Origin of the sequence: Sulfuricella sp. T08, from assembly GCF_000971475.1 — a bacterium.
Lineage (GTDB): Bacteria > Pseudomonadota > Gammaproteobacteria > Burkholderiales > Sulfuricellaceae > Sulfuricella.
In genome coordinates this window covers 1-26,202 of the sequence record NZ_DF967535.1, presented here as the reverse complement: position 1 = coordinate 26,202, position 26,202 = coordinate 1, and the positions used below count along the sequence as shown (strand labels likewise).

The 26,202-nt window shown below is 55.9% G+C and carries 26 protein-coding genes and 1 pseudogene; 26 read left to right on the top strand and 1 reads right to left on the bottom strand.

All coding sequences use genetic code 11. The features are described 5' to 3' along the window. Nucleotides 1-46: 46 nt before the first annotated feature. From SCT_RS08210 to SCT_RS08135, 16 genes are all read left to right on the top strand, one after another. Entirely contained in the window at nucleotides 47-448 is a 402-nt protein-coding gene (locus tag SCT_RS08210; protein ID WP_059421495.1) for a hypothetical protein, read from the top strand. Between the two features lie 83 nt (nucleotides 449-531). Then, a complete protein-coding gene (locus SCT_RS08205) occupies nucleotides 532-945 on the top strand; it encodes a hypothetical protein (protein ID WP_059421494.1) in 414 nt (137 codons plus the stop codon). 60 nt (nucleotides 946-1,005) lie between these two features. Then, nucleotides 1,006-2,250 (top strand): lipid A deacylase LpxR family protein, encoded by a 1,245-nt coding sequence (locus tag SCT_RS08200; protein WP_059421491.1) that lies wholly within the window; start codon nucleotides 1,006-1,008, stop codon nucleotides 2,248-2,250. Nucleotides 2,251-2,315: 65 nt separating this feature from the next. Continuing rightward, nucleotides 2,316-2,672, top strand: coding sequence for a hypothetical protein (locus SCT_RS17115; RefSeq protein ID WP_144408252.1), 357 nt, complete (start codon nucleotides 2,316-2,318; stop codon nucleotides 2,670-2,672). A 104-nt stretch (nucleotides 2,673-2,776) separates the two neighbouring features. Continuing rightward, on the top strand, nucleotides 2,777-3,130 hold the full coding sequence (locus SCT_RS08190; protein WP_144408251.1) for a hypothetical protein: 354 nt from the start codon (nucleotides 2,777-2,779) through the stop codon (nucleotides 3,128-3,130). A 41-nt stretch (nucleotides 3,131-3,171) separates the two neighbouring features. Further along, the gene (locus SCT_RS08185) at nucleotides 3,172-3,801 is read left to right on the top strand and encodes a TetR/AcrR family transcriptional regulator (RefSeq protein WP_059421481.1); all 630 of its coding nucleotides are present in this window, start codon (nucleotides 3,172-3,174) and stop codon (nucleotides 3,799-3,801) included. 40 nt (nucleotides 3,802-3,841) lie between these two features. Continuing rightward, on the top strand, nucleotides 3,842-4,489 hold the full coding sequence (locus SCT_RS08180) for a MotA/TolQ/ExbB proton channel family protein (RefSeq protein WP_009205770.1): 648 nt from the start codon (nucleotides 3,842-3,844) through the stop codon (nucleotides 4,487-4,489). Beyond that, complete coding sequence (locus tag SCT_RS08175) at nucleotides 4,476-4,877, top strand: biopolymer transporter ExbD (protein ID WP_059421478.1); 402 nt, start codon at nucleotides 4,476-4,478, stop codon at nucleotides 4,875-4,877. The genes SCT_RS08180 and SCT_RS08175 overlap by 14 nt, the downstream gene beginning before the upstream one ends. Then, entirely contained in the window at nucleotides 4,870-5,760 is an 891-nt protein-coding gene (locus SCT_RS08170; protein WP_237759636.1) for a hypothetical protein, read from the top strand. Before SCT_RS08175 ends, SCT_RS08170 begins: the two co-directional genes overlap by 8 nt. A 196-nt stretch (nucleotides 5,761-5,956) precedes the next feature. Beyond that, entirely contained in the window at nucleotides 5,957-6,433 is a 477-nt protein-coding gene (locus SCT_RS08165) for a Spy/CpxP family protein refolding chaperone (RefSeq protein WP_059421474.1), read from the top strand. 58 nt (nucleotides 6,434-6,491) lie between these two features. Further along, nucleotides 6,492-6,794 (top strand): hypothetical protein, encoded by a 303-nt coding sequence (locus SCT_RS08160; protein ID WP_144408250.1) that lies wholly within the window; start codon nucleotides 6,492-6,494, stop codon nucleotides 6,792-6,794. Nucleotides 6,795-6,929: 135 nt separating this feature from the next. Further along, nucleotides 6,930-7,868 carry a sulfotransferase family 2 domain-containing protein gene (locus tag SCT_RS08155; RefSeq protein ID WP_059421470.1) on the top strand — a complete coding sequence of 313 codons (939 nt, stop codon included), beginning with the start codon at nucleotides 6,930-6,932 and terminating at the stop codon, nucleotides 7,866-7,868. A gap of 198 nt (nucleotides 7,869-8,066) precedes the next feature. Further along, nucleotides 8,067-9,380 (top strand): arsenic transporter, encoded by a 1,314-nt coding sequence (locus SCT_RS08150; protein ID WP_059421468.1) that lies wholly within the window; start codon nucleotides 8,067-8,069, stop codon nucleotides 9,378-9,380. A gap of 22 nt (nucleotides 9,381-9,402) precedes the next feature. Further along, complete coding sequence (crcB, locus tag SCT_RS08145) at nucleotides 9,403-9,786, top strand: fluoride efflux transporter CrcB (protein WP_059421466.1); 384 nt, start codon at nucleotides 9,403-9,405, stop codon at nucleotides 9,784-9,786. A 4-nt stretch (nucleotides 9,787-9,790) separates the two neighbouring features. Further along, the gene (locus SCT_RS08140) at nucleotides 9,791-10,105 is read left to right on the top strand and encodes a DUF190 domain-containing protein (RefSeq protein ID WP_059421458.1); all 315 of its coding nucleotides are present in this window, start codon (nucleotides 9,791-9,793) and stop codon (nucleotides 10,103-10,105) included. Beyond that, on the top strand, nucleotides 10,106-10,861 hold the full coding sequence (locus tag SCT_RS08135) for a sulfite exporter TauE/SafE family protein (RefSeq protein WP_059421456.1): 756 nt from the start codon (nucleotides 10,106-10,108) through the stop codon (nucleotides 10,859-10,861). Here SCT_RS08135 and SCT_RS08130 read toward each other — a convergent pair. Further along, nucleotides 10,851-12,335, bottom strand: coding sequence for a bifunctional ADP-dependent NAD(P)H-hydrate dehydratase/NAD(P)H-hydrate epimerase (locus SCT_RS08130; RefSeq protein WP_059421699.1), 1,485 nt, complete (start codon nucleotides 12,333-12,335; stop codon nucleotides 10,851-10,853). The two genes, SCT_RS08135 and SCT_RS08130, sit on opposite strands and share 11 nt — an antisense overlap. A gap of 185 nt (nucleotides 12,336-12,520) precedes the next feature. Here SCT_RS08130 and SCT_RS08125 point away from each other — a divergent pair, with 185 nt between their 5' ends. The 10 genes and pseudogenes from SCT_RS08125 to SCT_RS08080 all read left to right on the top strand — a co-directional run bounded on the left by SCT_RS08125 (nucleotide 12,521) and on the right by SCT_RS08080 (nucleotide 26,142). After that, a complete protein-coding gene (locus SCT_RS08125) occupies nucleotides 12,521-16,993 on the top strand; it encodes a PAS domain S-box protein (RefSeq protein WP_059421454.1) in 4,473 nt (1,490 codons plus the stop codon). A gap of 25 nt (nucleotides 16,994-17,018) precedes the next feature. Next, nucleotides 17,019-17,390 (top strand): response regulator transcription factor, encoded by a 372-nt coding sequence (locus SCT_RS08120; RefSeq protein ID WP_237759635.1) that lies wholly within the window; start codon nucleotides 17,019-17,021, stop codon nucleotides 17,388-17,390. Further along, a complete protein-coding gene (locus SCT_RS08115) occupies nucleotides 17,380-17,769 on the top strand; it encodes a response regulator (protein ID WP_059421451.1) in 390 nt (129 codons plus the stop codon). Before SCT_RS08120 ends, SCT_RS08115 begins: the two co-directional genes overlap by 11 nt. Continuing rightward, a complete protein-coding gene (locus SCT_RS08110) occupies nucleotides 17,762-19,414 on the top strand; it encodes a diguanylate cyclase (RefSeq protein ID WP_059421445.1) in 1,653 nt (550 codons plus the stop codon). Before SCT_RS08115 ends, SCT_RS08110 begins: the two co-directional genes overlap by 8 nt. 60 nt (nucleotides 19,415-19,474) lie before the next feature. Beyond that, the gene (gene purL / locus SCT_RS08105; protein ID WP_059421439.1) at nucleotides 19,475-23,416 is read left to right on the top strand and encodes a phosphoribosylformylglycinamidine synthase; all 3,942 of its coding nucleotides are present in this window, start codon (nucleotides 19,475-19,477) and stop codon (nucleotides 23,414-23,416) included. A 124-nt stretch (nucleotides 23,417-23,540) separates the two neighbouring features. Then, complete coding sequence (locus SCT_RS08100) at nucleotides 23,541-23,822, top strand: type II toxin-antitoxin system RelE/ParE family toxin (protein WP_059421437.1); 282 nt, start codon at nucleotides 23,541-23,543, stop codon at nucleotides 23,820-23,822. A 27-nt stretch (nucleotides 23,823-23,849) separates the two neighbouring features. Next, complete coding sequence (locus tag SCT_RS08095; protein ID WP_059421435.1) at nucleotides 23,850-24,140, top strand: HigA family addiction module antitoxin; 291 nt, start codon at nucleotides 23,850-23,852, stop codon at nucleotides 24,138-24,140. Nucleotides 24,141-24,174: 34 nt separating this feature from the next. Next, a pseudogene (locus SCT_RS17670) lies at nucleotides 24,175-24,300 on the top strand (phosphoribosylglycinamide formyltransferase 2); the annotation flags it as partial. Nucleotides 24,301-24,489: 189 nt separating this feature from the next. After that, nucleotides 24,490-25,647 carry a hypothetical protein gene (locus tag SCT_RS17105; RefSeq protein WP_237759634.1) on the top strand — a complete coding sequence of 386 codons (1,158 nt, stop codon included), beginning with the start codon at nucleotides 24,490-24,492 and terminating at the stop codon, nucleotides 25,645-25,647. After that, entirely contained in the window at nucleotides 25,648-26,142 is a 495-nt protein-coding gene (locus SCT_RS08080) for a hypothetical protein (RefSeq protein WP_059421432.1), read from the top strand. It begins immediately after the preceding gene. Nucleotides 26,143-26,202 lie beyond the last annotated feature (60 nt).

Below are 26,202 nucleotides of genomic sequence, written 5' to 3'. Positions count from 1 at the left end.
AAGAGGATTTTTTCGTCAAAACACCAATAGAAAAGGAAAGTTCATCATGGCTACACCCAAACAACAGCGCGGCATCCGTGTCTGGGCGATTTCCCTGGTTGCAATCGGGTTCGGTCTGCTGACCATCAAGGAAGGCGGCACGATTTTGTTCGGCGACGAAGCTGCACGCATTGCGGCCGGCAACTACGTGCCATTCGTGCTCTGGTTTAATTTTCTGGCAGGCTTCGCCTATATCATTGCCGGTACCGGTCTGTGGCTACAGCAGCGCTGGGCAATGTGGCTCGCCATCGCCATCGCCACGGCGACAGCACTCACGTTCGCGGCTTTCGGCTTACACGTGGTTTTCGGCGGCGCCTACGAGTTGCGCACGGTGATCGCCATGAGCCTGCGAACGCTGGTGTGGGTGACGATCGCGGCGGTGGCTGGCCGGGGGGTGCTGCGCAGATAAAAGCGCCGCAATGCTCGCGCCTGGATAGCAGTCATCTTGTGAACTGCATGGCATGATTTTTTGACCGAATAAAGGAGTACGTTATGGAAGGAAAAAAGAATATCGCGGCAGGTTTTCTGTTCCTGGCCGGTTTCATGGCTTATGGGTTCGTGCTGATCTATCTGCGTGATTTCGCACCTGGAAAGGAAGCATGGATCGCTGATTACGCTGTGGGTAAGCATTTCGAATCGCGCCTGGCGCATGTGCACGGTAACCTTTTCGCCTTCATCAACATCGTCGTGGGTTATCTGTTGCTGAGGCTTCCCATCGGAGCCATCTCCACAAAATGGATATCATGGCTTTCCCTGACAGGCATGTTGATGCCGCTTGGAATCCTTTCCGAGGTGGTATTCGGCCTGCCACCGGCACTGGTACTAGTCGGCGGCATTTCTATGGTGGCGGCGATGGCTTGGTTCGGTTGGGCGGTCCTGAGGTTGAACCTGCGGAGGCCGAAGTAGCTCCCCACTAAAATTATGGGCACTTCTATAAATTCAGTGTATTGCGGGTTTTCAGTTGAAATGACGGAAGCTGTATCCGGGAAAGGCGTGTTTGCTACATTCCCACAGTGGATCAAGTTTCCTCCCCTGACGCTGCGTCTGACGACAAGGCATGGGCAGGGGAAAGCTGCGTGGCTACTCTTGCTGTTATTACACATCGTGCCGACCAGTGCACAAGCCGCCAATGAAAATACCTCGAGCATCAAGGATTGCAAGGCAGATGAAATTGTCAGATTCCGCGGGGGGACCGCAAGACTGGAGAATGACCTTTTTACCGGTACTGACCAAAACTACACGAACGGCGTGGCATTCACCGCTGTTTCGCACGACATCGCCGGCAAGCTTCGAACCGAGTGCCTGCCCACACCGGTGCGACTGCATGCGGAACTCATCAAGTTTCTGAACCCTGGTTTTTGGTACGATGAGGAAAACTCCGCACATACGCAAAACGTGGTGGTGAAGTTTGGTCAATCCATGTTCACACCGAAAGATCCAGCCAGGACCGATCTGATCCCGGACGATCGGCCTTATGCGGGCTTGCTGTACGTGGGCATGTCGTGGAACCGTCGGAAACATGAACCACAAAGCAACTCGGAAATACTCGATACACGCGAGATCACATTGGGCGTCATCGGCCCGTTGTCTCTCGCGGAACAGTCACAAAATTGGGTTCACGATGCGATCGGTGCCAATAGATTTCTTGGTTGGCAACATCAGTTGAAGAATGAGCCTGCGCTGCAATTGGCCATGGACCGCAAGTTCAAGGATTATCGCGGAGCGGGTCCGATCACGCCGGGTTTCTCTGCCGATTCGATACGCTCACTGGGGCTGCGGCTAGGCAACATCGAAACCTCCGCTACCCTGGGGATCGAAGGGCGTATCGGTTGGAATTTACCGAACGACTTCGGGACCTATCCGATCAGACCCGGCGCAGAAAATCGTCCGCCATCCGCCTCCATCCACAGCGGCTCAGGCGGTGGCCCATTGTCGGTCGCCAGGCTGCGACCCGGTGTTCACCTTTTTGGAACGATGGAAACAAAACTCGTCGCGCATGATTTTTCACTCGACGGCAACCTCTTTCGATCAAGCCACAGTGTTACTCGCCGACCATGGGTTGCCCAGGCTGCTATCGGGGTCAGCGCTCATGGCCTGGTGGATGGTAACGGCGTCAAGCTGGCCGTGATGCGTGTTTACCGTTCACGGGAATTCGAGGAGCAGGGGACAAACCAGGCTTATGGCTCTGTCGCGCTGAGCATTGAGTTCTAAAAACGCATTGCGCATCTTGGCCCGCGCTCATTCGCAGTTTAAACAAACAAAAGAAGCAGATATGAATGGTCGAAATCACGGTCGCAAGTTTCCGCCATTTGCACAAAACCGACAAAGCGGAAACCGGGTTTGATTTCTATCTGGTCGAAGTGATATTCGTCACGATCAATGGCCCCGCCGAATCCGTGGATCAGTTACACACGCAGGGCTCCAAATTGATCGATGATTTGACCGATTATCAAATGCTGCTACATGACATGCAGCGCAACGCTACCACGAAGAGAGGCACGCAACCATGGGAGAGTCCGAAAACAAGGAAAGAATCATTATTGCCGCCATTGAACTGGCAAACGGAAAACGTCTCAACCATCTCGGCGCGGAGACACTTGCCCTCCACAGCGGGATCAGCGAGGATGAGGTGAGGCGGGTATTCCCGAACTGCGGAATGCTTTCGGCCGGCATTTTCCAGTGGGCTACGCATAATTTGATGGTGTAGATCGAATATGCAGCACTGCGCAACAAACCGGTGCTGGAGGTGCTGGAAGACATTTTTCATGTTCATGTCGCTTTTCTTGTTTCACACTCTACACTTCCAACGTTGCTTCTGGAAGCGCTTGCGATGCCAGAAGGCGGTACGGAGCTGCGCCACCGTATCGGTAAACTGCTGGAAGATTACGAAGCCAACCTGGCGCTGTTGCTTCATCTGGCACGAAAGGATGCGATAGTCAGGCCCGATTTTGATCCTGCGGTTGCGGCAAAATTGTTCGTTTATCTGATACAGGGACTGGCGATGCGGTCAATTACCTGGGGTGCGACTGAAACATTGCTGCACGAGGGGCGTAAAGTATGGCAGCAATACCTTCATGGCATCCGTGCCTGAACATTGAAATTACATGAAACACTGACCAAGGAAAGCAAGAGATGAGCGAACACAGGCAACGGTTATCGGCTGAAGAGCGGCAGGAGGAAATTATCAGAGCTGCCGTGGAACTTGCCGGCGAACAGGGGGTTGACGGCGTGACGACACAGGATATGGCAAATGCCGTAGGCATCTCACAAGGTGCGATTTTCCGCCATTTCCCCAGCAAGGACATGATCTGGCTGGCAGTTATTCACTGGGTGCGTGGGCGGCTGATGAGCGTGGTAGATATGGCGGCAGATCAGGGCAGCGACCCGCTCGATTCCCTGGAAAAGATATTTTTCGCTCACCTAGGCTTCGTCGACAAGGTGCCTGCGATCCCGAAGCTGGTATTTACCGATCAACTGCTGAAAAAAAATCCCAAGATCAAGGAACTGATTCGCAGCATCCTGGCGGATTACGAGGCCAAAGTGGTCGGTCTCCTTGCTCAGGCCAAGGCGCAGAACCTGGTTCGCCCGGACTTGGACGAGCACGGTGCCGCCGTCATGTTTACCGGCATCATTCAGGGCCTGGTGATGCGGGTTTCCATTATAGAAGCACGAAAATCACTGATTGCCGAAGGGAAACTGGTGTTTCCACTTTTTCTCCACGGCATTGGCAGCGTGCGTGCAACCGGTGCAAAACAAGCCTGAACTAAGTCAAGGGGAATAGCCCCCCAATGCGGAGATAATAATGCAAGACCTACATGAAACCTGGATCGCAATAAAACTTGGCGGGATGATCATTCTGCCGTTGTCGTTGCTGGCGATCATCGCCTTGGCCATTATGCTTGAGAAGGCATTTATCTATTGGCGTTATGCACGTCTTCCACTTGAATTACTCAACCTCGCCGAGACTTATGGCTTCGCCTGGGAAGATCTGGAAAAAAAGCTTTACGGCTTGAATGAACGTCATTACTTCAGGCGGTTTTTCGAGGTGGTGATCGCCAATCGTAGCCGTCCCGCATGGTGGACTGAATCCCGTGCGGCGGATGAAGCCCAGTTGATCGAAACATCCCTTGCACGCAGGTTGTGGGTGTTGGAGACCATCGTCACTGCGGCACCCTTGCTCGGGCTGATGGGAACCATAGGCGGAATGATGGATGCCTTCAAGATCATCGGCGGCAGTGGCATAGTTAATCCAACCGGGGTGACGGGAGGCGTGGCACAGGCGCTGATTGCAACGGCAATCGGCTTGTTGATCGCGCTGATTGCCTTGTTCGGATTCAATTACTTCTCTCGTGTGCAATCGCAAACGATGGATGAAATGGAACGCCTTGGCACACGCCTGATTGATCACATCCGACTTGACCAACAGGGTGATGCCCATGAAGCTGCGTAAACCCAGGACGTATCGCAAGGGCCGCATCGAAATCATCCCGATGATAGACGTGATGTTCTTCCTGCTGGCGACATTCATGCTGTCTTCATTGGCTATGCAGAACCTCGATTCGCTGCAAGTGAATCTGCCACAGGGGAAAGCCGAAAAGCTCAACGCCGATAAACCCGTCACTATGACGCTGACAGGCGATAGCAAAATCTTTGTCAACCGGACTCCGGTGACCTTGCAAACCCTGGCCGCTACGCTAGAGCCGTTGCTGAACAATTCGCAACAAAGCGTCGTCGTATCGGCGGATAACATAACGCCACAGGGTCTCGTGGTGCAGGCGATGTTGCAGGCACGGGTCGCCGGCGTCCGGCATTTTTTGATTGCGGTAAAACATGAGTGATGTCGTAAGCGTGCCAGAGTACCGGCCACGAGAGATTCGGCAGGCCATATGCGGCAATTGTGGCAAGGTCGTGAGTGTAAGAGTGTCCGATTCCCGATCAAGGGAGATCAGGCTCTGGTGGCCGGCGCCACTGGCGATCATCCTCTGGCTGGCGATCATCTGGAAATTTGGCGATTTCCTGAGTTCTCCCAATGTAGAAAAGGGAGCGTCTGCACCCATAGAAGCCAGCTTTGTAGAATTGCCTGAAGTGGTGCCAAGTAAAAGTCCTCAAGTTCAGTCCAAACCTCTGCCCAAGCATGCCAGCAAGCCCAAGATAAAACCTCGTTCTGACGTGTCACCGCGTACTGAAACTGCAGCAGCCAGGTCTGAGACCCAGTCAGATCCGGCGCCCGCACCAAATTTAGCGCCACCGGCAGACTTGACGGCCTACATTAATGCGGCCAGAGAGCGTCGCCGTGCAGCCGAGACGTCTGCCGAACGTGAATATGCAGCAGCAAAAGCGAATGAGCATGTGCCCTCGGCCGACGAGATCAGGATGGCCAATGTCATGCGCAATCTCCAGCCACAAGGCACGAATGGGGTGTTTCAAATTATCAGTGTGGGCATTCGGACGGGTAAATTTTCGTTTCGTGGCTGGACTAAAGACTTTAGCAATTCCCGGCGCGAATTGATCGAAGTCGAAGCAGATCCAAATGGTGATATAGAGCGCGCAATCGTGCGCAGAATGATTGAACTGATTCGTAAATATTACAAAGGTGATTTTAATTGGGATTCGCAACGCCTGAATCGCGTTGTCATCATGTCTGCACGTGTCGAAGATAACGCGGGACTGGAAGATTTTCTGATGCGAGAGTTTTTTGGGGCGGCCTCCGGGCCTCGCTAGAGACTGCATCATGCAATGGAATTCATAACAACACATCACGAGCCAAACAGACTCGAATCTTCTGGTACAGGAAACGCCCTGGCACCTTGTCACAATTAGTTACAAAAAATGGCGATTTTGACATACCCCATTTACACCACTGCGGTTAAATACGCTTAGCTGAAAAGCACTATTCATTTTACATGGGGACTCGATCATGAAACGCGCGCAGAAAATCGCCCTGACCTTAATTGCTGCCACCGCTACTGCCCTCGGCATTGGCATGATGGCTACCTCCTATGCAACCGGCTTGGGCATGGGGCCGGGTGGAGGATGTGCTATGGCCGGTAATAAAATGATAAATCCTGCTCAGATAGACAGCCATCTGGCCACGATGAAAAAGGATCTGAACATTGGTTCCGATCAAGAGGAGGCATGGTCGGCATTCGCCAAGACCATTAAGCAGCAGAAAACAGAAATGATCTCTGCGATGCAGGAGCGGATGCAGCCTGTGTCCAGAGTGCAACCGGTTCAATCTGCACCAGACCGTATCGGCGAGCGTATCCAGTTCATGAAGCAGCGCGTGGCCGGCATGGAAACCGTGGCGGCCGCCATGAATCAGTTGAATGGCATTTTGACGCCGGAGCAGAAGAAAGTATTCAACGGGCACTTCGACCAGGAAATGCCGATGTAATGGTAACGAGCTTGCTCGACAGGAGTTGTTTATCTCACCTTTAACAGGAGTGCTTGATATGTACAGAAAAAGATTTATGCAGGCCGCTGCGGTGGCTTTTGGTCTGATCAGCCTGAGCGCAATTGCGGCGCAGGATTTTTCGGGGCTGGGCACGACGGAATTGACGCAACTGAAACCCAGCGAAATGAATGATGGGGACCGTAATGCTTTTCGCGCCGAAATGCAGAAACGATCAGTGAACATGAGCTCGGCAGAAAAGGATGAAACTCGCAATCAAATGCGTGAACAAAAGAAAGGTCAGGGAGGCGGACAGGGACGGGGTGGCATGGAAGGCGGTGGAGGGATGGGGCGAGGGCGCTAACAGGGCTATATCGGGCGCACCGGTAGTTCTTGACATGATGATGGTCGGCTATCACCAGGAGTTGCCGGTGATCTCTGACCTGAAATAACTGCGGGCAACCGCCGATTCAACGCAAATTCAAAACACGAGATAATCATGATGAACAAAACTGCCGGCAACAGCCAGGCCGCATTTTATGTGGACCTTTTTCCTGGCCGGGAAACAATGCTTCCAGCAGCAAATAATTCCTTGCCAGGAACATCAGGAAGCTCGAAATCAGCCGATCCTGTTGTGTTCATACACATTCCAAAAACGGGTGGAATGACGCTATATTCCATGATCAGGGATATTTACAAGCATTCCGAGTTGCACAAGATTAACCCGGCGATGGAATCCATTGAGAAATACAAGCATCTCTCTCAGTCTCGCAAAGACATGTTGAGGGTAATCTATGGCCACATGGATTACCGTATTCATGAGTTGCTGCCACCAAACTCCAGATACGTTACACTGATGCGCAACCCCGTGGAGCGGGTGATATCGCATTACCACTACGTCAGGCGTACCGCCAACGATCCGCTTCAGGAACTTGCCATGCGATCGAGCTTGGATGACTGGGTTGCGCAATGCAATCTCAACGAAATGGACAATGGCCAGACCAGAAGGCTGTCTGGGTCGCCGGATTCGGTCAGATTTGGAGAATGTTCAGCGGAGATGCTGGAATGGGCCAGGCATAATGTTCAGCAAAACTTTGCCCTGGTGGGAATCACGGAGCGCTTTGACGAAACTTATGGGCTAATGAGCAAAATGTTCGACTGGCCAATAAAGTCCTACCTGCCGAAGAACGTGGCGCAGCAGAGGTCGAGCATTAAAGAAATTCCCGTTCGCACAATCCGGCTGATCGAAAAATTCAACACCTTGGACATGGAACTGTATGAGTATGCTACGCGGCTGTTTGCCGAAAGGCTCGGCCAGACCGATATTGAAAATGAGATACGTCTGCTCAAGGAAAAAAGAGAAAATCCCTTCATGCTCTGGGGTGACGCCGCCTCGCAATATGCGAAAGAAAAATTGAGAAAATGGCTGAAGGTGTAATGGCGACAAGTGCTCCTTTGAGGAGCCCCGAGTTCGCCCGACCTGATATTGGGTACCAGTTTTTACGCTGGCGGACTGCGTGGATTTTCGTGAGGGAAAGAAACCTGCTGCTGGCATTTATGGAGGTGTGCAAGACGGCAGCATGAATCGCGATGACGCGGATGGTAAAATTCGCCCATTTTACGCTCGAGACTTTAAATGCTGACCGCTATCCTGATTTTTGCCGCCACCCTGGCCTTGGTGATCTGGCAACCGAGAGGACTCGGCATCGGCTGGGGCGCCCTGCTTGGAGCGGTGGTTGCGCTGGCAGCCGGCGTGATTACGCTCGCCGACGTGCCGGTAGTGTGGGGCATCGTGTGGGATGCCACCTTTACCTTCATCGCCCTGATCGTCATTTCCCTCGTCCTCGATGCCGCCGGATTTTTCGAGTGGGCGGCGCTGCATGTGGCGCGTTGGGGCAGGGGTTACGGTCATTGGCTGTTTTTGCTGATCGTGCTGTTGACGGCGGTGGTGGCGGCGATTTTCGCCAACGATGGCGCGGTGCTGATACTCACCCCGCTGGTGCTGGAGATGTTGCACGCGCTGCGCTTCCGGCCCGCCGCCGCGCTCGCTTTCGTTTTCGCGGCCGGTTTCATGGCGGATGCGGCGAGCCTGCCGCTGATGATTTCCAACCTCACCAACATCATCGTTGCCAACTATTTTGGCATTTCCTTCGCCGATTACGCGGCGGTGATGGCGCCGGTGAACGTGCTGGCGGTTCTGGCTTCGCTGGCCGTGCTGTGGCTGTTCTTCCGCAAGGATCTGTCGCCGCGCTTCGAGGTCTCGGCTTTGCCGGACCCGGCCTCGGCCATCCGCGATCCCTTCGTGTTCAAGGCCGGTTGGCTGGTGCTGGCGTTGCTGATGGCGGGCTACTTTGCTGCCCGTCCGCTCGGCCTGCCTGTCTCGGCCATAGCTGGAGCCGCGGCGCTGTTGCTGGTGCTGGCGGCGCTGCGCGAGCACTTCATCCGCCAGCAACCGCAGGCGGTCATTCCGGTGATGACTCTGTTGCGCGAGGCGCCCTGGCAAATCGTGCTGTTTTCGCTGGGCATGTACCTGGTGGTGTTCGGCTTGCGCAACCAGGGGTTCACCGCCGAACTGGGAGTGGTTCTGGAATGGCTGGACGGTCGGGGATTCTGGCCGGCCACTCTGGGTGCGGGATTCCTGTTCGCCTTTCTGTCGGCTGTGATGAACAACCTGCCGACGGTGATGGTGGCCAGCTTGGCTATCCACGACGCCCATCTTTCCGCGCTGACGCGTGAGGCGATGATCTACGCCAACGTGATCGGCTGCAACCTGGGGCCGAAGATGACGCCGCTGGGCAGCCTCGCCACACTGCTGTGGCTGCACGTGCTGGAAGCGCGCGGCATCCGAATAGGCTGGGGCCAGTATTGCCGCGTTGGGGTGGCGTTGACGCTGCCGGTGCTGCTCGTCACTTTGCTCGGACTGGCGGCTTGGCTTATGATGCTGCGATGAAAGCAATCGTGAAAGACGTACTATGAGTTTCTACGGCTTGCTCGCCGTCGGTGCGGGCGCGGTGGTGGGAGCCTGGCTGCGCTGGTGGTTCGGCCTCCTGTGGAACCCGGTGTTCCCGACGCTGCCGCTGGGCACGCTGGCGGCGAATCTGGTGGGCGGCTACCTGATGGGGCTGGCGATGGCGATGTTCGCCGATCATCCCGGCCTGCCGCCGGAAGCACGGCTGTTGATCGCCACCGGCTTTCTCGGCGGGCTCACGACCTTCTCCACCTTTTCGGCCGAAACCGTCACCTTGCTGCTGCGCGCCCAGTATGCCTGGGGCGCGGCGATCATCATGGCGCATCTCGTCGGTTCGTTGATGATGACCGTGCTCGGCATCTGGACTGTCAAACTTTTGAAAGGGTAGAGCGATGCAAGGAGTTTGCCTGAAATTTTTTGTCAGTGAAGTGCAGCGTCACGGCAATGAACTGCTCTACGAGTGGCTGCTGGAGCAGGCGAAGGGCATGGGCATCGGGGGCGGCACCGCGCTGCGCGCCGTCGCCGGCTTCGGGCGTCATGGCCGGTTGCACGAGGAGGCGTTTTTCGAGCTGGCGGGCGACCTGCCGGTCGAGATCGAGTTCCTGGTCAGCACGGAGCAGGCCGAACGGCTGCTGGCGCTACTCAAAACCGAGGGCTTAAGGCTGTTCTACGTCGCGATACCGGCAGAATACGGCATAACCGAATAGATGGTCCTAACCGACCATCTCGTCCTTTTCCTCGCCTCCTTCCTCGCCAACTGGTTTTCCGCCCTTTCCGGCGGTGGGGCGGGGCTGATCCAGTTCCCCATGCTGATTTTCCTCGGCCTGCCATTCGGCGTGGCGCTGGCTACCCACAAGGTGGCGAGCGTGGCATTGGGGCTCGGCGCGACCCTGCGCCACTGGCGCGAAAGCCATCTGGAGCGGCGCTTCTCCCTGATCATCCTGGGGGCAGGGCTGCCGGGCGTGGTGCTGGGGGCGAGCACCATCCTCAAGATTCCGGCGCATTACGCACAGCTTGCCTTGGGATTTCTGACATTGGGGCTGGGGCTATATTCCTTCTTCAAGCCGAAACTGGGCATGGAGCACGCTCCCAGAAATCGCGAGGGACGAGCCCTCGCTACTGGCATGGTCGGCCTGTTCGTGGTTGGCTTCCTCAACGGCTCGATCACTTCCGGTACCGGGCTGTTCCTCACCATGTGGCTGATCCACCACTTCGGTCTCGACTACAAACGCGCCGTGGCCTATACCCTGGTACTGTGCGGGCTGGTGTGGAACGGTACAGGGGCGGTTGTTCTGGGACTGATCGGCACTATCGCCTGGGGTTGGATGCCGGCGCTGCTGGCGGGTTCGCTGATCGGCGGCTATGTCGGCAGCCACTACGCGATCAAAAAGGGCAACCGCTGGATCAAGCGCGCCTTCGAGATCGTCACCATCCTGATCGGGTTGAAGCTGATTATTTCTTAGGATAAATCCACCGGTTAAGCAGTATCCTGGCCGCCTCGGCGACTTCCGTCGCGGTCAGCCCGATTGGGCCGATGCCCTGATCCACCAAATCGTCGGCTGCCGCACCATGCAGGTAAACGGCCAGCAGCAGGGCTGACTGCGGTGTCAGCCGCTGGGCGACCAGAGCAGCGATCATGCCTGACAGCACGTCGCCCATGCCGGCACTGCTCATGCCAGGGTTGCCGGTGGGGTTGACGAACCATTCCCCTTTGGGCGTCGCGCAGATACTGCCGGCGCCTTTCAGTACCACCAGACTGTTAAGACGCTGGGCGATCAGCGTCGCTGAATGGACTCGTTCCTGCTGGATGTCGTGGGTGGTGCTGGACAGCAGACGCGCTGCCTCGGCCGAATGGGGGGTAAGGATAGTGCTGCCCTTGCGACTTTTCGTCAGTTCCTGCAGGTCATCATGGATAGCAAGCAGATTAAGCGCATCGGCATCCAGCACCAGCGGCAGTTCGGTTTCCAGTGCCTGCCTGAGCAATTGAATCGCTTGCGGGGATTGCCCCAGGCCGGGCCCGACTGTGAGACAGTTCAGGTGATCGAGCTGGAAGAGTTTTTCCGGCGCGCACAGCATCAGCTCGGGCTGACCCATGTCCACGGCCGGGGCAGCATCCGCCAGCAGTGCGGCATAGACCCGACCAGCACCCAGCTTGAGTGCAGCGCGTCCGGCCAGCAGCGTCGCACCGCACATCGATGATGCGCCGCCGAGGATGCCGACGCTGCCGAGCATGCCCTTGTGGCTGTTGCGAGGGCGCGGTTTGAGCGCAGCAGCCACTTCGTTTTTCTCCAGCAACCAGCCGTTGGGCTTGAGCAGGGCGGGAGCATCCAGCCCCAGCGTATCGACATGAATCTGGCCGCAATAATCCGGGCCATAGGCGGTCAGCAGCCCCGGTTTCAGCGCGATGAAGGAAAGGGTGTGGCTGGCGTGGACAGCGGCGCGGAAGGTCTGGCCGGCGTCGGCGTCAAGCCCGCTGGGCACATCCAGCGCCAGCACCGGCAGATTCATGCGGTTGATTTCCCGCACCAGTTCCAGATAGCGTCCGCTCAATTCGCGTGCCAGGCCGATGCCGAACAGGCCGTCGATCACCATATCCCATTTACCTTCGGCTGGAATGGCGTCGAGCAGTTCGCCGCCAGCCTCCTGCCAGGCTTGCATGGCATTGGCGGCATCGGCCGGCAGCTTGGCGGCTTCTCCGGCAAACACGACGTTGACCTTGAACCACCAGGCTTTGAGGTGGCGTGCTGCCACCAGAGCGTCGCCGCCGTTATTACCCGGCCCGGCGATCACCAGTACCGAGGTCTTGCCGGCCAGCAGTTCGCGCGTCAGTTTTGCCGCAGCCAGTCCGGCCCGTTCCATCAGGTCGGTGACGCCGGCGGTACGGGCTTTTTCTTCCAGTTGGCGTATTTCGTGGGAAAAATAAATGGGTGCGGGCATGCGCATATCCTGACATGACAAATTATTTGCCTAATGATGGAATAAAGCCTCTTTACTATCAACTGGAATCTCTATGCAATAGTGAAGGCAGATGATTTATACTTTTCCCCGATCATGCTAAACGATTATGGTCGGCATGCTCTTCATGTGGGCTTGAACCACAATCGAATAAAAAAAGGTTAGACATGAATCTTGTGCGGCATGGCAGCAAATTCAATATCCTGGCCTTAGGCATACTGGCATGCGGGCTGATGCTGAGTGTGCTGATGTGGCGTTATACCTCCCGTATTGTCGTGGAGGATTACCAAAAAGATTTTGATTTTCAGGCGATTCAGGCCGAGGATGCGCTGAAGCGCCGCATTCAGTCCTTTTCCGAGGTGCTGACAGGGTTGCAGTCAGTGTTTGTTTTGGATCAGCATCTGTCGCGTGCGGAATTTCGCCGCGTCGTATTTTATAACGGTTTTCTTGATCGTTATCCCGGCATTACAGTGGCTGGCTACATCCAGGCAGTCCCTGCGGCTGACAAGGCTGCCTTCGAACAGCAGGTAAGGCTGGACAAGCGCCTCGATCCCGTCGGCTATCCCTATTTCGCCATAAAGCCAGAGGGGGAGCGTGCGGAATATTTCGTGATTACCTATCTGGAGCCGATGGCAGGCAATGAAAAGGCCTTTGGGCTGGATGTCGGTAGCGAGCCGGTCAGGCGGGAAGGCGCAGAAAGAGCGCGGGATACCGGAGAACTGGCGGCAACCGACGGCATTACCCTGGTTCAGGAAAAGGGCAGCCAGAAGGCATTTCTGTTTTTTGCCCCCTTATACCGGACCGGTATGCCGATCCAGACCGTCGAGCAAAGGCGCGCGGCTTTCCTGGGCCTGGCTTATTTCGGTCTGCGCGTGGGCGACCTGGTGAACAAGTCTATCGGCGAGCGTTTTCTCAACCGGATGGAGGTGGTGATCGAGGATGCACAGTCGGCTCCAGGCTCCGCCGGGGAAGCGTTGTTCGACAGCCGCTTGCAACAAAAAAACCATCAGAATGGGCTTGGGCCTGGTGACCTGCCGAAGCGGCAGAGCCTGATCAAGGTCGGCGGCCGCCAGTGGCGCATTACGTTGACCCAAAAGGGAGAAAACTTGGCCGGTCAGGAAGCGACGCTGCCCTGGATCGTGCTGATCGGCGGTGGCATGGTTTCTTTCCTGCTGTTCTGGATCGTGTCGGTACTGGGTAACTCGAATCGCCGTGCCACAGCGCTTGCCGAGGAAATGGTGCAAGAACTGCACGAAAGCGAGTCGCGCAGCCGCATTGTGCTCGACAACGTGCTCGACGGCATCATCACCATCAGCGAACAGGGAATCATTGAATCGTTCAACCGGGCAGCTGAGCAGATTTTCGGTTACACGCCGGAAGAAGTGATTGGCGAAAACGTCAAGATGCTGATGCCGGAACCCTACCACAGCCAGCATGACGGTTACCTCAGTAATTTTATCGGCACGGGCGAGAAGAAGATTATCGGTATCGGTCGCGAGGTGGTAGGACGGTACAAGGATGGTTCGACATTTCCGATGGATCTGGCGGTGACCGAAACCTGGCTGAACGAGCGCCGCATTTTTACCGGCATCGTGCGCGATATAAGCCGTCGCAAGCTGGCGGAAGATGCCCTGTCGCGCGCCAGTCGGCTGAACCAGGCGATTCTGGATGGCGCTGATCATTCCATTATTGCCACCGATCCCGATGGCATCATTCTGACCTTCAACCGGGCCGCAGAGAAAATGCTCGGCTATCGCGCCGTAGAGCTGGTTGGTAAAGCCACGCCAGCGCTGCTCCACGATCCCGTGGAAGTGCTGACCCGTGCTCAGGAAATGACTGTGGTGGGAGTGGCGGTCGAGCCCGGCTTTGAAGTGTTTGTGGCTCTGGCGCGCCGCGGGCAGGTGGATACTCACGAGTGGAGTTATATCCGCAAGGACGGCAGTCGTATTCCGGTGCTTTTGACGGTGACGGCTCTGCGCGACGAGCAGGGCATGATCACCGGCTTTCTCGGTATTGCCCGGGATATTACCGAGCAAAGAAAGGCCGAACAGGCGCTGCGGGAAAGCAGCGATAGCCTGGCGCGGGCGCAGCAGATCGCCCATCTGGGTAACTGGGACTGGAATATCGAAACCAATGCGCTGCGCTGGTCGGATGAGATCTACCGGATTTTCGGTCTGCAGCCGCAGCAGTTCGACGCAACCTACGACGCGTTCATGCAGTTCGTGCATCCCGAAGACCGCGGACCGGTTCAGCAGGCGGTGAATGATGCGCAGAGAGACCAAACCCCTTACAGCATCGATCACCGCATCATTCTGCCCGATGGCACGGAACGGGTGGTGCATGAGCAGGGCGAGGTGATTTTCGACGAATCCGGCAAGCCGGTGCGCATGATAGGCACGGTGCAGGATGTCACCGAACGCAAGAACAATGAGAAGACGTTGCGGAAACTGTCCCGCGCGGTCGAGCAGAGCCCGGTGTCGGTGGTGATCACCGACGACAGAGGGGATATCGAATACGTTAATGCCAAATTTGCCGAGGTGACCGGCTATTCCGCTGACGAGGCGATTGGCCAGAATCCGCGTATTCTGAAATCCGGGCTGACCCCTGACGAAGTTTATCGCACGATGTGGCAAACCCTTCTTGCCGGCGAGGAATGGCGTGGCAAGCTGCATAACCGCAGAAAAAATGGCGAACTGTTCTGGGAATTTGTCTATATTTCCTCGATTCGAGACCGCCTTGGCCGGATCACCAATTTCGTCGGCATCAAGGAGGACATCACCGAGCGTATGCGTATCGAGGAAGAACTTGCGGCTGTCAGTCGTCGTAACGAATTGATTCTGAATACGGTCGATGAGGGTATTTATGGCGTGGATATGGAGGGAAGAACCACGTTTATCAATCCGGCTGGCTTGCGCATGCTTGGGTTCCCGCTAGAGGAGCTCCTCGGCCGGGCGCAGCATCCACTGACTCACCATACCCATAGCGATGGAACGCCTTATCCGTCGAATGAATGTAATATTTACGGCTCGTTTCGCTACGGCAAGACCTTTCACGTGTCGGATGAGGTTTTCTGGCGCAAGGATGGCAGCAGTTTCCCGGTGGAGTATGTCAGTTCACCCATCCTCGAGGAGGATAAAATTGTCGGGGCGGTGGTGTCTTTCCGCGACATTACCGAGCGCAAGAAGATCGAAAGTATGAAAAATGAATTCATTTCTACCGTTAGCCATGAGTTGCGCACACCCCTGACTTCGATTCGCGGCTCTCTTGGGCTGATTGCCGGTGGTGTGGCGGGAGAACTGGCTCCTCAGCTCAAGGCGTTGGTGGACATCGCGCACAAGAACAGCGAGCGACTGATCCTGCTGGTCAACGACATCCTCGATATGGAAAAAATTGAATCGGGCAAGATCGAGTTTCAACTCAAGCCGGTGGAGTTGATGCCTCTTTTGCGTCAGGCGCTGGAATCAAACCGGGCCTACGGTGAACAGTTTGAGGTGAGCTACGAACTTGAAAGTGATCTGCCGGGCATCATGTTGAACGCGGATGCTAACCGCTTGATGCAAGTCCTGGCCAACCTGCTATCCAATGCCGCCAAATTTTCTCCTGCGGGAGACAAGGTGATGGTTGAGGTTACTCATACGGGCAACCGTATTCGTGTGGCGGTGAAGGATCATGGTAGTGGTATCCCGGAGCAGTTCCGTGACCGGATTTTCCAGAAATTTGCCCAGGCGGATTCGTCTGACACTCGCAAGAAGGGGGGGACAGGACTTGGGCTTTCCATTACGAAGGCGATCGTCGAGCGGATGGGTGGCAGCATAGGCTTCGATTCAGCACCGGATGTGCTGACCAATTTCTATGTTGAATTTCCGGTTTGGCAAGAGACTGCCGTTTTCGCACCCGGCTTGAGCGGGAAGGAAAAGCGGGTGCTGATTTGCGAGGATGATCGCGACATTGCTGCATTGCTTCGGCTGATGCTGGAGCAGAACGGGTTGGCAGCCGATATTGCCTATGATGCAGGGCAAGCAAAGCAAATGTTGGCACAGGGTAAGTACGTCGCGATGACGCTTGACCTGGCCCTGCCGGATCAGGATGGGATCTCGCTGATTCGCGAGCTTCGTGAGTCAAAGGAGGCCGCAGCTTTGCCGATCGTGGTGGTTTCGGCCAAGGCAGTCGAGGGCCGTCAGGAATTGGACGGCGAAGCCATCAGTGTGATTGACTGGATCAGCAAGCCGATTAATCAGGATCAGCTGGTACTGGCGTTGAAACAGGTGATGGGGCAACTGACCGACAGTCAGCCCCGAGTGCTGCAAGTCGAGGATGACCCGGATATTTTTCGGGTGGTACAAAGTATCGTGGGTGAGGTGGCTCACCTGGATCATGCCTCCACCTTGGCCGAGGCGAGGCAACTGCTTGGCCGGTGCCGTTATGACCTGGTGATCCTTGACCTCGGCTTGCCAGATGGCTCAGGCAAGGACCTGCTACCCTTGTTGAACGGCGCTTCGCCACCGATCCCGGTGATGGTGTTCTCGGCCAGTGAAATGGGATTGGAAGGCGAGAAGGAAGTGGACAATGCTCTGGTAAAAGCGCGCACCAGCAACGAGATGTTGCTGGCAACGATCAAACAACTGATTGGAGTGACGTAGGATGGTGTCTCCCCGTAACTATTCGGTGTTGGTGGTGGATGACGACAGTCTTATGCGGGAGATGTTGAAGGCTATTTTGCGCAGTGAGGAATATCATGTGGTGGGCGAGGCATCCAACGGTGAGGATGCGCTTGCGCAGTGCGCCAGGCTTAAGCCTAAATTGGTTCTGCTTGATATCCAGATGCCAAAAATGGATGGCTTGCAGGTGCTGGAGGCGATCCGGCAGGCGCAACCGGAAATAAAAATTATCATGGTCAGTGCGGAGGCGACCATGGACAAGGTTACCGAAGCAATCAAGAAGGGCGCGGCAGGTTTTGTGGTCAAGCCATTCAACGCAGCTCGCGTTCTGGACAAGGTTTTGGAATGCGTCAAAGGAAAGGCAGTTCATGGCGGATAAATTAACTCGAATACTGTATGTGGAAGACGAACCAGATATCCAGATGGTGGCGAGACTTGCCCTGGAAACACTGGGCGGTTTTACCGTGGAGGTATGCAGTTCGGGCAATGAGGCGATAGCACGCGCACCCGAGTTCCAGCCGCAATTTATCCTGCTTGACGTGATGATGCCGGGGATGGATGGCCCGACGACGCTCAAGCTGCTGCGTGGCTTGCCACAAACTGCATCGACACCGGTCGTTTTCATGACCGCCAAGGTGCAGCCGAGCGAGGTGGCGTATTACAAGGAACTTGGAGCGGTGGACGTGATTCCCAAGCCGTTCGATCCGATGACTTTGGCCGGCAGGGTGGAAGAGATCTGGGCGAGCTGCCATGGCTAATCGCGCTGCGGAGTTGCAGGAAAAGATGCGGGTGCTGCGTGTAGCCTATGCGGCGCAATTGCCGGAGAAGATCCGCCAGATTGAGGAAGCCTGCTCAGGCTATCAGTCCCGGCTGGATGAGGAAACCTTGCATGCGCTTCACCTCATGGTACATAGCCTGACCGGCTCAGGTGCAACGTTCGGTTTTGTTGAGCTCAGTCAGGTTGCACGTGTTCTGGAGGAGTATCTTAAAAATATCGTAAACCAGAAATCGCCTTCGAATGCTGAGAACTTCACTGAAATCCATCAGCAAATTGTGGCGTTGAAGCAGGCCGCTTCAAGTTCCGACTCTTCAGCTTATGCCTCGCCTGATTTAATGGCAACCTCGTCAGCGGCTGTCGGACCCGCTAACGAGAAGCTTGTTTATCTGGTCGAGGATGAGCCTGACCAGGCAAAAGAGATTGCGCTGCAATTGGGTTACTTCGGCTATGAGGTGCGGGTATTCAAGCGATTGGATGAATTTTTGCAGGCAATGAAAGTCACCAGGAACGTGCTTGTTCTGATGGATATCTCCTTCCCGGAGGATCCCCTGGGCGGGGTTAACGCCATGAGAGAAATCCAGCAGGGGCGGGATGAGCCGGTTCCCGTCATGTTCATCTCCGCTCTGGATGATGTGACGGCCCGTCTTGAGGCGGTGCGCACCGGGGGACTGGCTTATTTCTCCAAGCCGGTCAGCATCGGTGATCTGGTCGACAAGCTCGATGAATTGACCTCCGCTGTTCCGCCAGAGCCTTTTCGCGTATTGATCGTTGATGATTCGACTTCGCTGGCTAACTACCATTCTGCCGTGCTGGAGCAGGCTGGCATGGATGTCAAGGTGGTGAACAACCCTATGGAGGTGCTGGGGCCATTGCGGGAGTTTTCTCCTGACCTGATCCTGATGGATATTTATATGCCGGAATGCAGCGGGTTGGAGATAGCAAGCGTAATTCGGCAATTGGATTCATTCGTCAGTATTCCCATTGTCTATTTGTCTGCTGAAAAAGACCTGGATAAGCAGTTGTCCGCAATGAGCCTGGGTGGTGATGATTTCCTTACCAAGCCGATCAAACCGGAGCATCTGGTTTCATCCGTAACGAGCCGCATCCAGCGTTCCCGTCTGTTGCATTCTTTCATGGTCCGCGACAGCCTGACTGGACTACTCAACCATACTGCCATCAAGGATCAGATGGAGCGGGAGGTGGCGCGTGCAAAAAGGCAGAAGATGCCGCTAACCTACGCCATGATCGATATTGACCATTTCAAGCAAGTGAACGATTCTTATGGCCACCCCGCCGGGGATCGCGTGATCAAGAGTCTGTCACGTTTGTTGAAACAACGCCTGCGCGAGACCGACGTGGTTGGCCGCTATGGAGGCGAGGAATTCGCGGTAATCATGAGCGAAACGGATGGTCCTGCGGCAATAAAGGTGATGGACGAGCTACGGGATGCCTTTTCCCGCCTGAAACATCTGGCAGATGGGAAAGAGTTTCCCGCTACATTCAGCTGCGGCATTGCCGAGGTTGTTCATTTCGGGGATGCGATCAATTTGGGTGATTCCGCTGACAAGGCGCTGTATGAGGCCAAGCATGCCGGTCGCAACTGCATTGTATTGGCACGCGGATAATCCTTAGAAGGCTGTTTTCGGGTATGATTTACCCTTTGATCTTAGTCACTCAGGGTAGTCATGCTCAAACTGCGCGGCGGCAACGCACTTTCCTCTTTCCGTCTCGAAAAACTGATGCAGGGTCTGCGCCAAGCAGCGCCTGCCATCTCGCATGTCCACGCCGAATACTGGCATTTCGCCGCCACCCGCCGCGCGCTGGAAGCGCAGGAATTGTCGGTGCTGGAGAAGATCCTCACCTATGGTCCCGCATCCCTGGTGGAAGAACCGCAGGGCGAACTGTTCCTGGTGGTGCCGCGACTGGGCACGATTTCGCCGTGGTCGTCGAAGGCCACCGACATCGCCAGTCATTGCGCGCTGGAGGCAGTCGAACGCCTTGAGCGGGGTGTGGCGTTCTACGCACAGAAAGCCGACGGAGCATCTCTGACGCAGCAGGAAATGCAAGTGCTGCAGCCACTGATACACGACCGCATGACGGAAGTGGTGCTGGCCGATTTCGACGATGCTGAAAAGCTGTTCCGCCACTTCGATCCGGCGCCATTCAGTACCGTGGACATACTGGAGCAGGGCAAGGACGCGCTGGATCAGGCCAACCGCTCGATGGGGCTGGCGTTGTCGCCGGATGAGATCGAATACCTGGTGGAGAACTTTGCCCGCATCGGCCGCAACCCGACCGACGTCGAGCTGATGATGTTCGCTCAGGCCAACTCCGAGCATTGCCGCCACAAGATTTTCAACGCGGACTGGGTGATCGACGGCGAAAAGCAGGACAAATCCCTCTTCGGCATGATCCGCAATACCCACGAAAAAAGTCCGCGCGGCACGGTGGTGGCTTATTCCGACAACTCTTCGATCATCGAGGGATTCAAGGTCAAGCGCTTCTATCCGGGCGCGGGTGCAAAATACGGCTACGTCGAGGACGACGCGCAGATTTTGATGAAGGTGGAGACCCACAACCACCCCACCGCAATCTCGCCGTTTCCTGGCGCGGCTACTGGCTCGGGCGGTGAAATCCGCGACGAAGGCGCAACCGGTCGCGGCTCCAGGCCGAAGGCGGGACTCTCCGGCTTTTCGGTGTCCAACCTGAACATTCCGGGGTTCAAGCAGCCTTGGGAATGCGATTATGGCAAACCCGGCCGCATCGCCTCGGCGCTCCAGATCATGCTCGAAGGTCCGATCGGCGGCGCAGCCTTCAACAACGAATTTGGCCGTCCCAACCTGGCCGGCTATTTCCGTACTTATGAACAACAGGTGGCCGGGGAAATGCGCGGCTACCACAAGCCGATTATGCTCGCTGGCGGCGTCGGCAATATTTCTGCACGGCATGCCGAGAAACACCAGATCACGCCGGGTGCGTTGATCATCCAGCTTGGCGGCCCGGCCATGCTGATCGGCCTCGGTGGCGGTGCGGCATCGAGCATGGATACTGGCGCGAATGCCGAAAACCTCGACTTCGACTCGGTGCAGCGCGGCAACCCGGAAATGCAGCGTCGCGCCCAGGAGGTGATTGACCGCTGTTGGCAATTGGGCGATCAGAATCCCATCATCTCGATTCACGATATTGGTGCTGGCGGACTATCCAACGCCCTGCCGGAGCTGGTCAACGATTCCAGACGCGGCGGAGTCTTCAAGCTGCGCGCCATCCGCAACGAAGAGCCGGGCATGTCGCCGATGCAGATCTGGAGTAATGAGGCACAGGAGCGCTACGTGCTCGCCGTCAAGCCGGAGGATTTCCCGCAGTTCGAGGCGATTTGCCAACGCGAGCGCTGCCTCTACGCCGTGGTTGGCGAGGCAACGGTTGAACAGCGACTGATACTCGAAGACAGCTATTTCAACAACAAGCCGATCGATATGGAACTGTCGGTGCTGCTCGGCAAGCCGCCGAAGATGACGCGCAACGTGGCGCACCTGACACGGGAATTGCCGGCTTTCGAGACCAACGGGATCGACCTCGGCGAGGCGGCGCTACGCGTGCTGCGCCTGCCGGCGGTGGCGGACAAGACCTTCCTGATCGCCATCGGCGACCGCACCGTCGGCGGGATGACCGCCCGCGACCAGTTCGTCGGTCCGTGGCAAATCCCGGTGGCAGATGTGGCAGTGACTCTGGCAGGATTCGACGAATACCGTGGCGAGGCATTCGCCTTGGGAGAGCGCACACCGCTCGCGCTGATCGATCCGGCCGCTTCAGGCCGTATGGCAATCGGCGAGGCAATCACTAATATCGCCGCTGCGCGCATCGCCGAAATCGGCGACATCAAACTGTCCGCCAACTGGATGGCGCCGGCCGGTCACCCCGGCGAGGACGCCGCGCTTTATGACACGGTGCGCGCGGTCGGCATGGATCTGTGCCCGGAATTGGGAATTAGCATCCCGGTTGGCAAGGATTCGATGTCGATGAAGACGGTGTGGGAGGAGGGCGGTCTAAGGAAGGAAGTCACCGCGCCGTTGTCGCTGATCATTTCCGCCTTCGCACCCTGCGCTGATGCGCGCCAGACTCTGACCCCGTGTGTGCGCACCGATGCCGGTGACACCGATCTCATCCTGATCGATCTCGGCCAGGGCAAAAACCGGCTGGGTGGCTCAGCTCTGGCGCAGGTTTACAAGCAAACCGGCAACGAGGCGCCCGACGTGGTGAGTGCAGCGCAACTCAAGGGGTTTTTCGATACGGTGCAGCGTCTCAATGCGGATGGGCGCATCCTTGCCTATCATGACCGTTCCGATGGCGGACTGTTTGCCACCCTGTGCGAGATGATGTTCGTCGGGCATTGCGGCGTGACGATAGACGTTGACGAGTTGTGCCTCGAACGCATCCGCAACGATGCCGAGCTGAGCGGAAAAGAACCGGTGGTGCCGCCTGGCGGCTATACCGACCGTATCTTCGGTGTACTGTTCAGCGAGGAGCTCGGCGCGGTGCTGCAGGTGAAGCGCAGCGATACCTCGGCAGTAATGGAAGCGTTCTTCGCCACCGGCCTGCGCGGCGAGTTGCACGTCATCGGCACGCTGAATCGGGATGACCGCTTGGTCATCCAGCGCAACAACAAGGAAATCCTGGGCACATCGCGCATCGAACTGCAGCGCGCCTGGTCGGAAACCACCAGCCGGATGCAGGCCTTACGCGATAACCCGGAGTGCGCACAGCAGGAATATGAAAGCATTCTGGATGCCGGTAATCCCGGTTTGCACGCGGCCTTGAGCTTCGATCTCGATGACAACGTCGCTGCGCCGTTCATTACCAAAGGCAGCCGTCCGCGCATGGCGATCCTGCGCGAGCAGGGCGTCAACGGCCAGGTGGAAATGGCCGCTGCCTTCGAACGTGCCGGCTTTGAGGCGGTGGACGTGCACATGAGCGACGTCATCGAAAGCCGGGTTGCACTGAAGGATTTTCATGGCCTTGCCGCCTGCGGCGGTTTTTCCTTCGGTGACGTGCTGGGAGCCGGGGAGGGTTGGGCCAAGTCGATCCTGTTCAATGCCCGTGCCAGAGATGAGTTCGAGGCGTTCTTCCAGCGCGGCGACACCTTCGCCCTAGGTGTATGCAACGGCTGCCAGATGATGAGCAATCTTCACGCCATCATTCCCGGCGCGGAAAACTGGCCGCATTTCGTGCGCAACAAGTCGGAGCAGTTCGAGGCGCGTTTCGTCATGGTGGAAGTGACCCCAAGCCCGTCCTTGTTCCTCGACGGCATGGCCGGCAGCCGCATGCCGATCGTGGTAGCGCACGGAGAGGGATATGCAGAATTCGGCAGCGAACAGCAGATGAATGCGGCCCAGGTGGCGTTGCGTTACGTCGATAATCGCGGCCAGCCGACCGTCAGTTATCCGGCCAATCCGAATAGTTCACCTCTGGGCATCACCGGCCTGACCACGCCGGACGGACGTTTCACCATCATGATGCCGCACCCCGAGCGGGTGTTTCGCAGCGTGCAGCATTCCTGGCATCCTTCCGAATGGAAGGAGGACGGGCCGTGGCTGCGGATGTTCCGCAATGCCAGGAAATGGGTGGGGTGATTGGCGTAGGCTGGGGTTCGCGGGTTCACCCCGGCCAACGTGGGCTTGCAGGAAATAAACCTTGGCCTCCTACATATATACAATAACGCTTGACGTTATATAACGCGCCGCATTATATTTAAGTATGATTGTTGATTTCCTCTGCGGTGAGACCGAAAAAATATGGCGAGGCGAAGTATCACGCCGTCTGCCGCGTGAGATACAGCAGGTTTCACTGCGCAAACTATTCATGCTCGACAAGGCACAAATGCTTGATGACTTGCGCATACCCCCGGCTAACCGGCTGGAACCCCTCAAGAGTGAACGCAAGGGACAGCACAGCATCAGAATCAACGATCAATGGAGAATCTGCTTCATCTGGACAGGACACGGTCCATCAAGGGTCGAGATTGTTGACTATCACTGAATAGCATGGTTAAACAGAGGTGAGAATATGGAAAAGCTGAAGAATGTTCATCCTGGCGAAATTTTGCTTGAAGAATTCCTGAGGCCAATGAATATCAGCCAGAATGGGCTTGCACGCGCAATTGGCGTGTCGCCCCGCCGCATCAATGAGATTGTCCTGGGGAAGCGCGCCATCACGGCCGATACCGCCCTTAGGCTGGCAAAGGCGCTGGGCACTTCCGTCCAGTTCTGGATGGGATTGCAGGACGAGTATGACCTGCGGGAGGCGCAGGGGATTATTGCAAGTCAACTGGATAGCATCCAAAGGCTGGCCGCCTGACTGTAATTATTTACGCAAATCATTCGCCGCAACATTTCGGAAACCCGAATCTTTCGCACGCCGACGCATGGGCGTTGCACTGGCAAACGGTACCAATACCGATCAGGCGCGAGAAAGTGCCAAGCTGGCTGCAAGCCGGGTCAGGCCGGTTAAAGGGTAGCGCCCCTCTGTTATCTGATTTTCAAACGGTTTTTGTAGAAAATTCCTTCATCAAGCTCACGCAGCGAGCCAGTAACGCGTTATGCTTCCAGAATTATTCCATGAGTAAACGGGCTTTCGCCCCATTAGCACAATGAATCCAGCCAAATCACTATCCGTTGCGTCTTCATTCTGGCCGATCTTGGAACGCATGGCTGATAGGCAATCGTTGGTGTCAGTCCACGAAATGCGTGACTTGCTGGACAAGTATCTGCCGAAAGAAGATCGTCCCCCGTTGGTGGTTCTCGCGCTACTAGAGGAATGCGGGATATTGGAAAGATCGGCTGAATCTGATTCAGAATGGGAAATGGTTCATGCTTTTGGTGATTTTTTCCGTCACCTGTCTAGCCGACAGCGTCTTTCTTCTCCAGGTATTCTGGTTTCCATTCTGGAGGATATTTCTTACCAAACTGGAGAGCTGCATAAAGCAATTGAGGGTAAATCATCTGATGTGGTTCTCGCACGGTGCAGAGAGGTCAAAGACCGTTTGGACGAAGTTCGCCATGTCAGTGAAAGCCGCCACGCTGCTGTCATCCATGAGGTAATGAAGATCAAGGCGCGCACTGATAAACGCTCTGTCCATGAGCGTTACGCATTCATCAGCGATATGTACGAGCATCATATAGAACCATTGCGCTCGATTGTCGATCCGGGCGGGGAGATGGATAAACGTCTGAATGAGCTTTTGTTGGTGATAAAAAACGGTTTGGCTGACTTCACAAATGACCCGCAAGCGCCAGAAATGCTGGCCAGATTAAGGGCAACCGTGATTCGACTTGAAAGAGAGACGCTCTCTCGCTTCTCGGCCGCGTTCAAAGAAGTGCTTCCCCTGTATAACCAACTGCGCCGTGATGCACACCTTGCGCGTGCTGTGAGCAAGCAGCTGGACGCATTTTCGAGAGATGGCTGTGGCCCATTGGCAAAGCTGTTGCAAGAGCAGGTGCCGATTTCTAAGTGGAAGCCTGAGAGTTTGTTTTCATCTGGTACGATGGAAAACTATCTGTCCAGTGTGTCGGAGTGCGTCCAATCCACACCGGAGCCTCTCATCACAACATCTGTATCCGGCGCGTCAGCAAATCGCTACATAGACCCATTTGACCTGCTGGATAGAGTGAATGAATCCAAACCTATCAAGGACACGCTTCGTTGGCTATTTGACACCTTCCCAGCCAAGACAGAGCACTCCGTCTTGGCTGCGTACCAAGAGATTCTGCAAAATGACATTCAGTATTCGTTCGATAGCGCGATGACCAGCCATGCCGTTGGCGCGGCCACTTATCACTATTTCCCATTGAGAATCGAGGTCTAAATGCACCTGCCTGAAAAACTCGACATGGCCTTTCAGTCGTTATCTCTAGGGAGGCATATCACCATCGAAGACGGCGAAGTGTGGCAGCTGCTCAACAAATCCATTTCTGAATATCAGGCAGTCTTTAGTGCGCTGGGTTTTGAGTTGGTAAGCGATTCGCGCGGATTCTTTTATTTTCACGGTTCAAAACGTGGGTTGAGCGACGGCACAGAAAAGCTGGCACTGTTCATCTATGTGCTTGTTGATTGGCTGGCGGACAACGGAAACAACGTCATTGAGTCTTTGTTTGGCAACGAATATGGCGCGGATGCGCTTCCTCATCTGACCAACGACCGCTACAAGGGCTACATGGCTCAGGTTTCGGTAAGCGACCAGAAGGAGTTGAATGCGATCATCAAGAAAATGAGCAATCTCGGCTTTGCCAAGATAACGGCTGATGAGCCGATGAAGTTCCGTCTGCTTTTGAATCGCCCCGTTCCAGCTAGACACCTTTAAGCCTTAAACTTGAGGCAACAAGGAGGTGTTATGAGCAGCAAACGTTACCCGGAAGAATTC

Excerpts from the sequence above, each read along its gene's own strand:
- SCT_RS08160 (WP_144408250.1), top strand. The coding sequence starts at position 6,492 with ATGTACAGAAAAAGATTTATGCAGGCCGCTGCGGTGGCTTTTGGTCTG.
- SCT_RS08205 (WP_059421494.1), top strand. The coding sequence starts at position 532 with ATGGAAGGAAAAAAGAATATCGCGGCAGGTTTTCTGTTCCTGGCCGGT.
- SCT_RS08100 (WP_059421437.1), top strand. The coding sequence starts at position 23,541 with ATGATTGTTGATTTCCTCTGCGGTGAGACCGAAAAAATATGGCGAGGC.
- SCT_RS17115 (WP_144408252.1), top strand. The coding sequence starts at position 2,316 with ATGGTCGAAATCACGGTCGCAAGTTTCCGCCATTTGCACAAAACCGAC.
- SCT_RS08135 (WP_059421456.1), top strand. The coding sequence starts at position 10,106 with ATGGTCCTAACCGACCATCTCGTCCTTTTCCTCGCCTCCTTCCTCGCC.
- SCT_RS08125 (WP_059421454.1), top strand. The coding sequence starts at position 12,521 with ATGAATCTTGTGCGGCATGGCAGCAAATTCAATATCCTGGCCTTAGGC.
- SCT_RS08115 (WP_059421451.1), top strand. The coding sequence starts at position 17,380 with ATGGCGGATAAATTAACTCGAATACTGTATGTGGAAGACGAACCAGAT.
- SCT_RS17105 (WP_237759634.1), top strand. The coding sequence starts at position 24,490 with ATGGCTGATAGGCAATCGTTGGTGTCAGTCCACGAAATGCGTGACTTG.
- SCT_RS08140 (WP_059421458.1), top strand. The coding sequence starts at position 9,791 with ATGCAAGGAGTTTGCCTGAAATTTTTTGTCAGTGAAGTGCAGCGTCAC.
- SCT_RS08150 (WP_059421468.1), top strand. The coding sequence starts at position 8,067 with ATGCTGACCGCTATCCTGATTTTTGCCGCCACCCTGGCCTTGGTGATC.
- SCT_RS08155 (WP_059421470.1), top strand. The coding sequence starts at position 6,930 with ATGATGAACAAAACTGCCGGCAACAGCCAGGCCGCATTTTATGTGGAC.
- SCT_RS08095 (WP_059421435.1), top strand. The coding sequence starts at position 23,850 with ATGGAAAAGCTGAAGAATGTTCATCCTGGCGAAATTTTGCTTGAAGAA.
- SCT_RS08210 (WP_059421495.1), top strand. The coding sequence starts at position 47 with ATGGCTACACCCAAACAACAGCGCGGCATCCGTGTCTGGGCGATTTCC.
- SCT_RS08110 (WP_059421445.1), top strand. The coding sequence starts at position 17,762 with ATGGCTAATCGCGCTGCGGAGTTGCAGGAAAAGATGCGGGTGCTGCGT.
- SCT_RS08130 (WP_059421699.1), bottom strand. The coding sequence starts at position 12,335 with ATGCCCGCACCCATTTATTTTTCCCACGAAATACGCCAACTGGAAGAA.
- SCT_RS08165 (WP_059421474.1), top strand. The coding sequence starts at position 5,957 with ATGAAACGCGCGCAGAAAATCGCCCTGACCTTAATTGCTGCCACCGCT.
- crcB (WP_059421466.1), top strand. The coding sequence starts at position 9,403 with ATGAGTTTCTACGGCTTGCTCGCCGTCGGTGCGGGCGCGGTGGTGGGA.
- SCT_RS08175 (WP_059421478.1), top strand. The coding sequence starts at position 4,476 with ATGAAGCTGCGTAAACCCAGGACGTATCGCAAGGGCCGCATCGAAATC.
- purL (WP_059421439.1), top strand. The coding sequence starts at position 19,475 with ATGCTCAAACTGCGCGGCGGCAACGCACTTTCCTCTTTCCGTCTCGAA.
- SCT_RS08180 (WP_009205770.1), top strand. The coding sequence starts at position 3,842 with ATGCAAGACCTACATGAAACCTGGATCGCAATAAAACTTGGCGGGATG.
- SCT_RS08170 (WP_237759636.1), top strand. The coding sequence starts at position 4,870 with ATGAGTGATGTCGTAAGCGTGCCAGAGTACCGGCCACGAGAGATTCGG.
- SCT_RS08185 (WP_059421481.1), top strand. The coding sequence starts at position 3,172 with ATGAGCGAACACAGGCAACGGTTATCGGCTGAAGAGCGGCAGGAGGAA.
- SCT_RS08080 (WP_059421432.1), top strand. The coding sequence starts at position 25,648 with ATGCACCTGCCTGAAAAACTCGACATGGCCTTTCAGTCGTTATCTCTA.
- SCT_RS08200 (WP_059421491.1), top strand. The coding sequence starts at position 1,006 with ATGACGGAAGCTGTATCCGGGAAAGGCGTGTTTGCTACATTCCCACAG.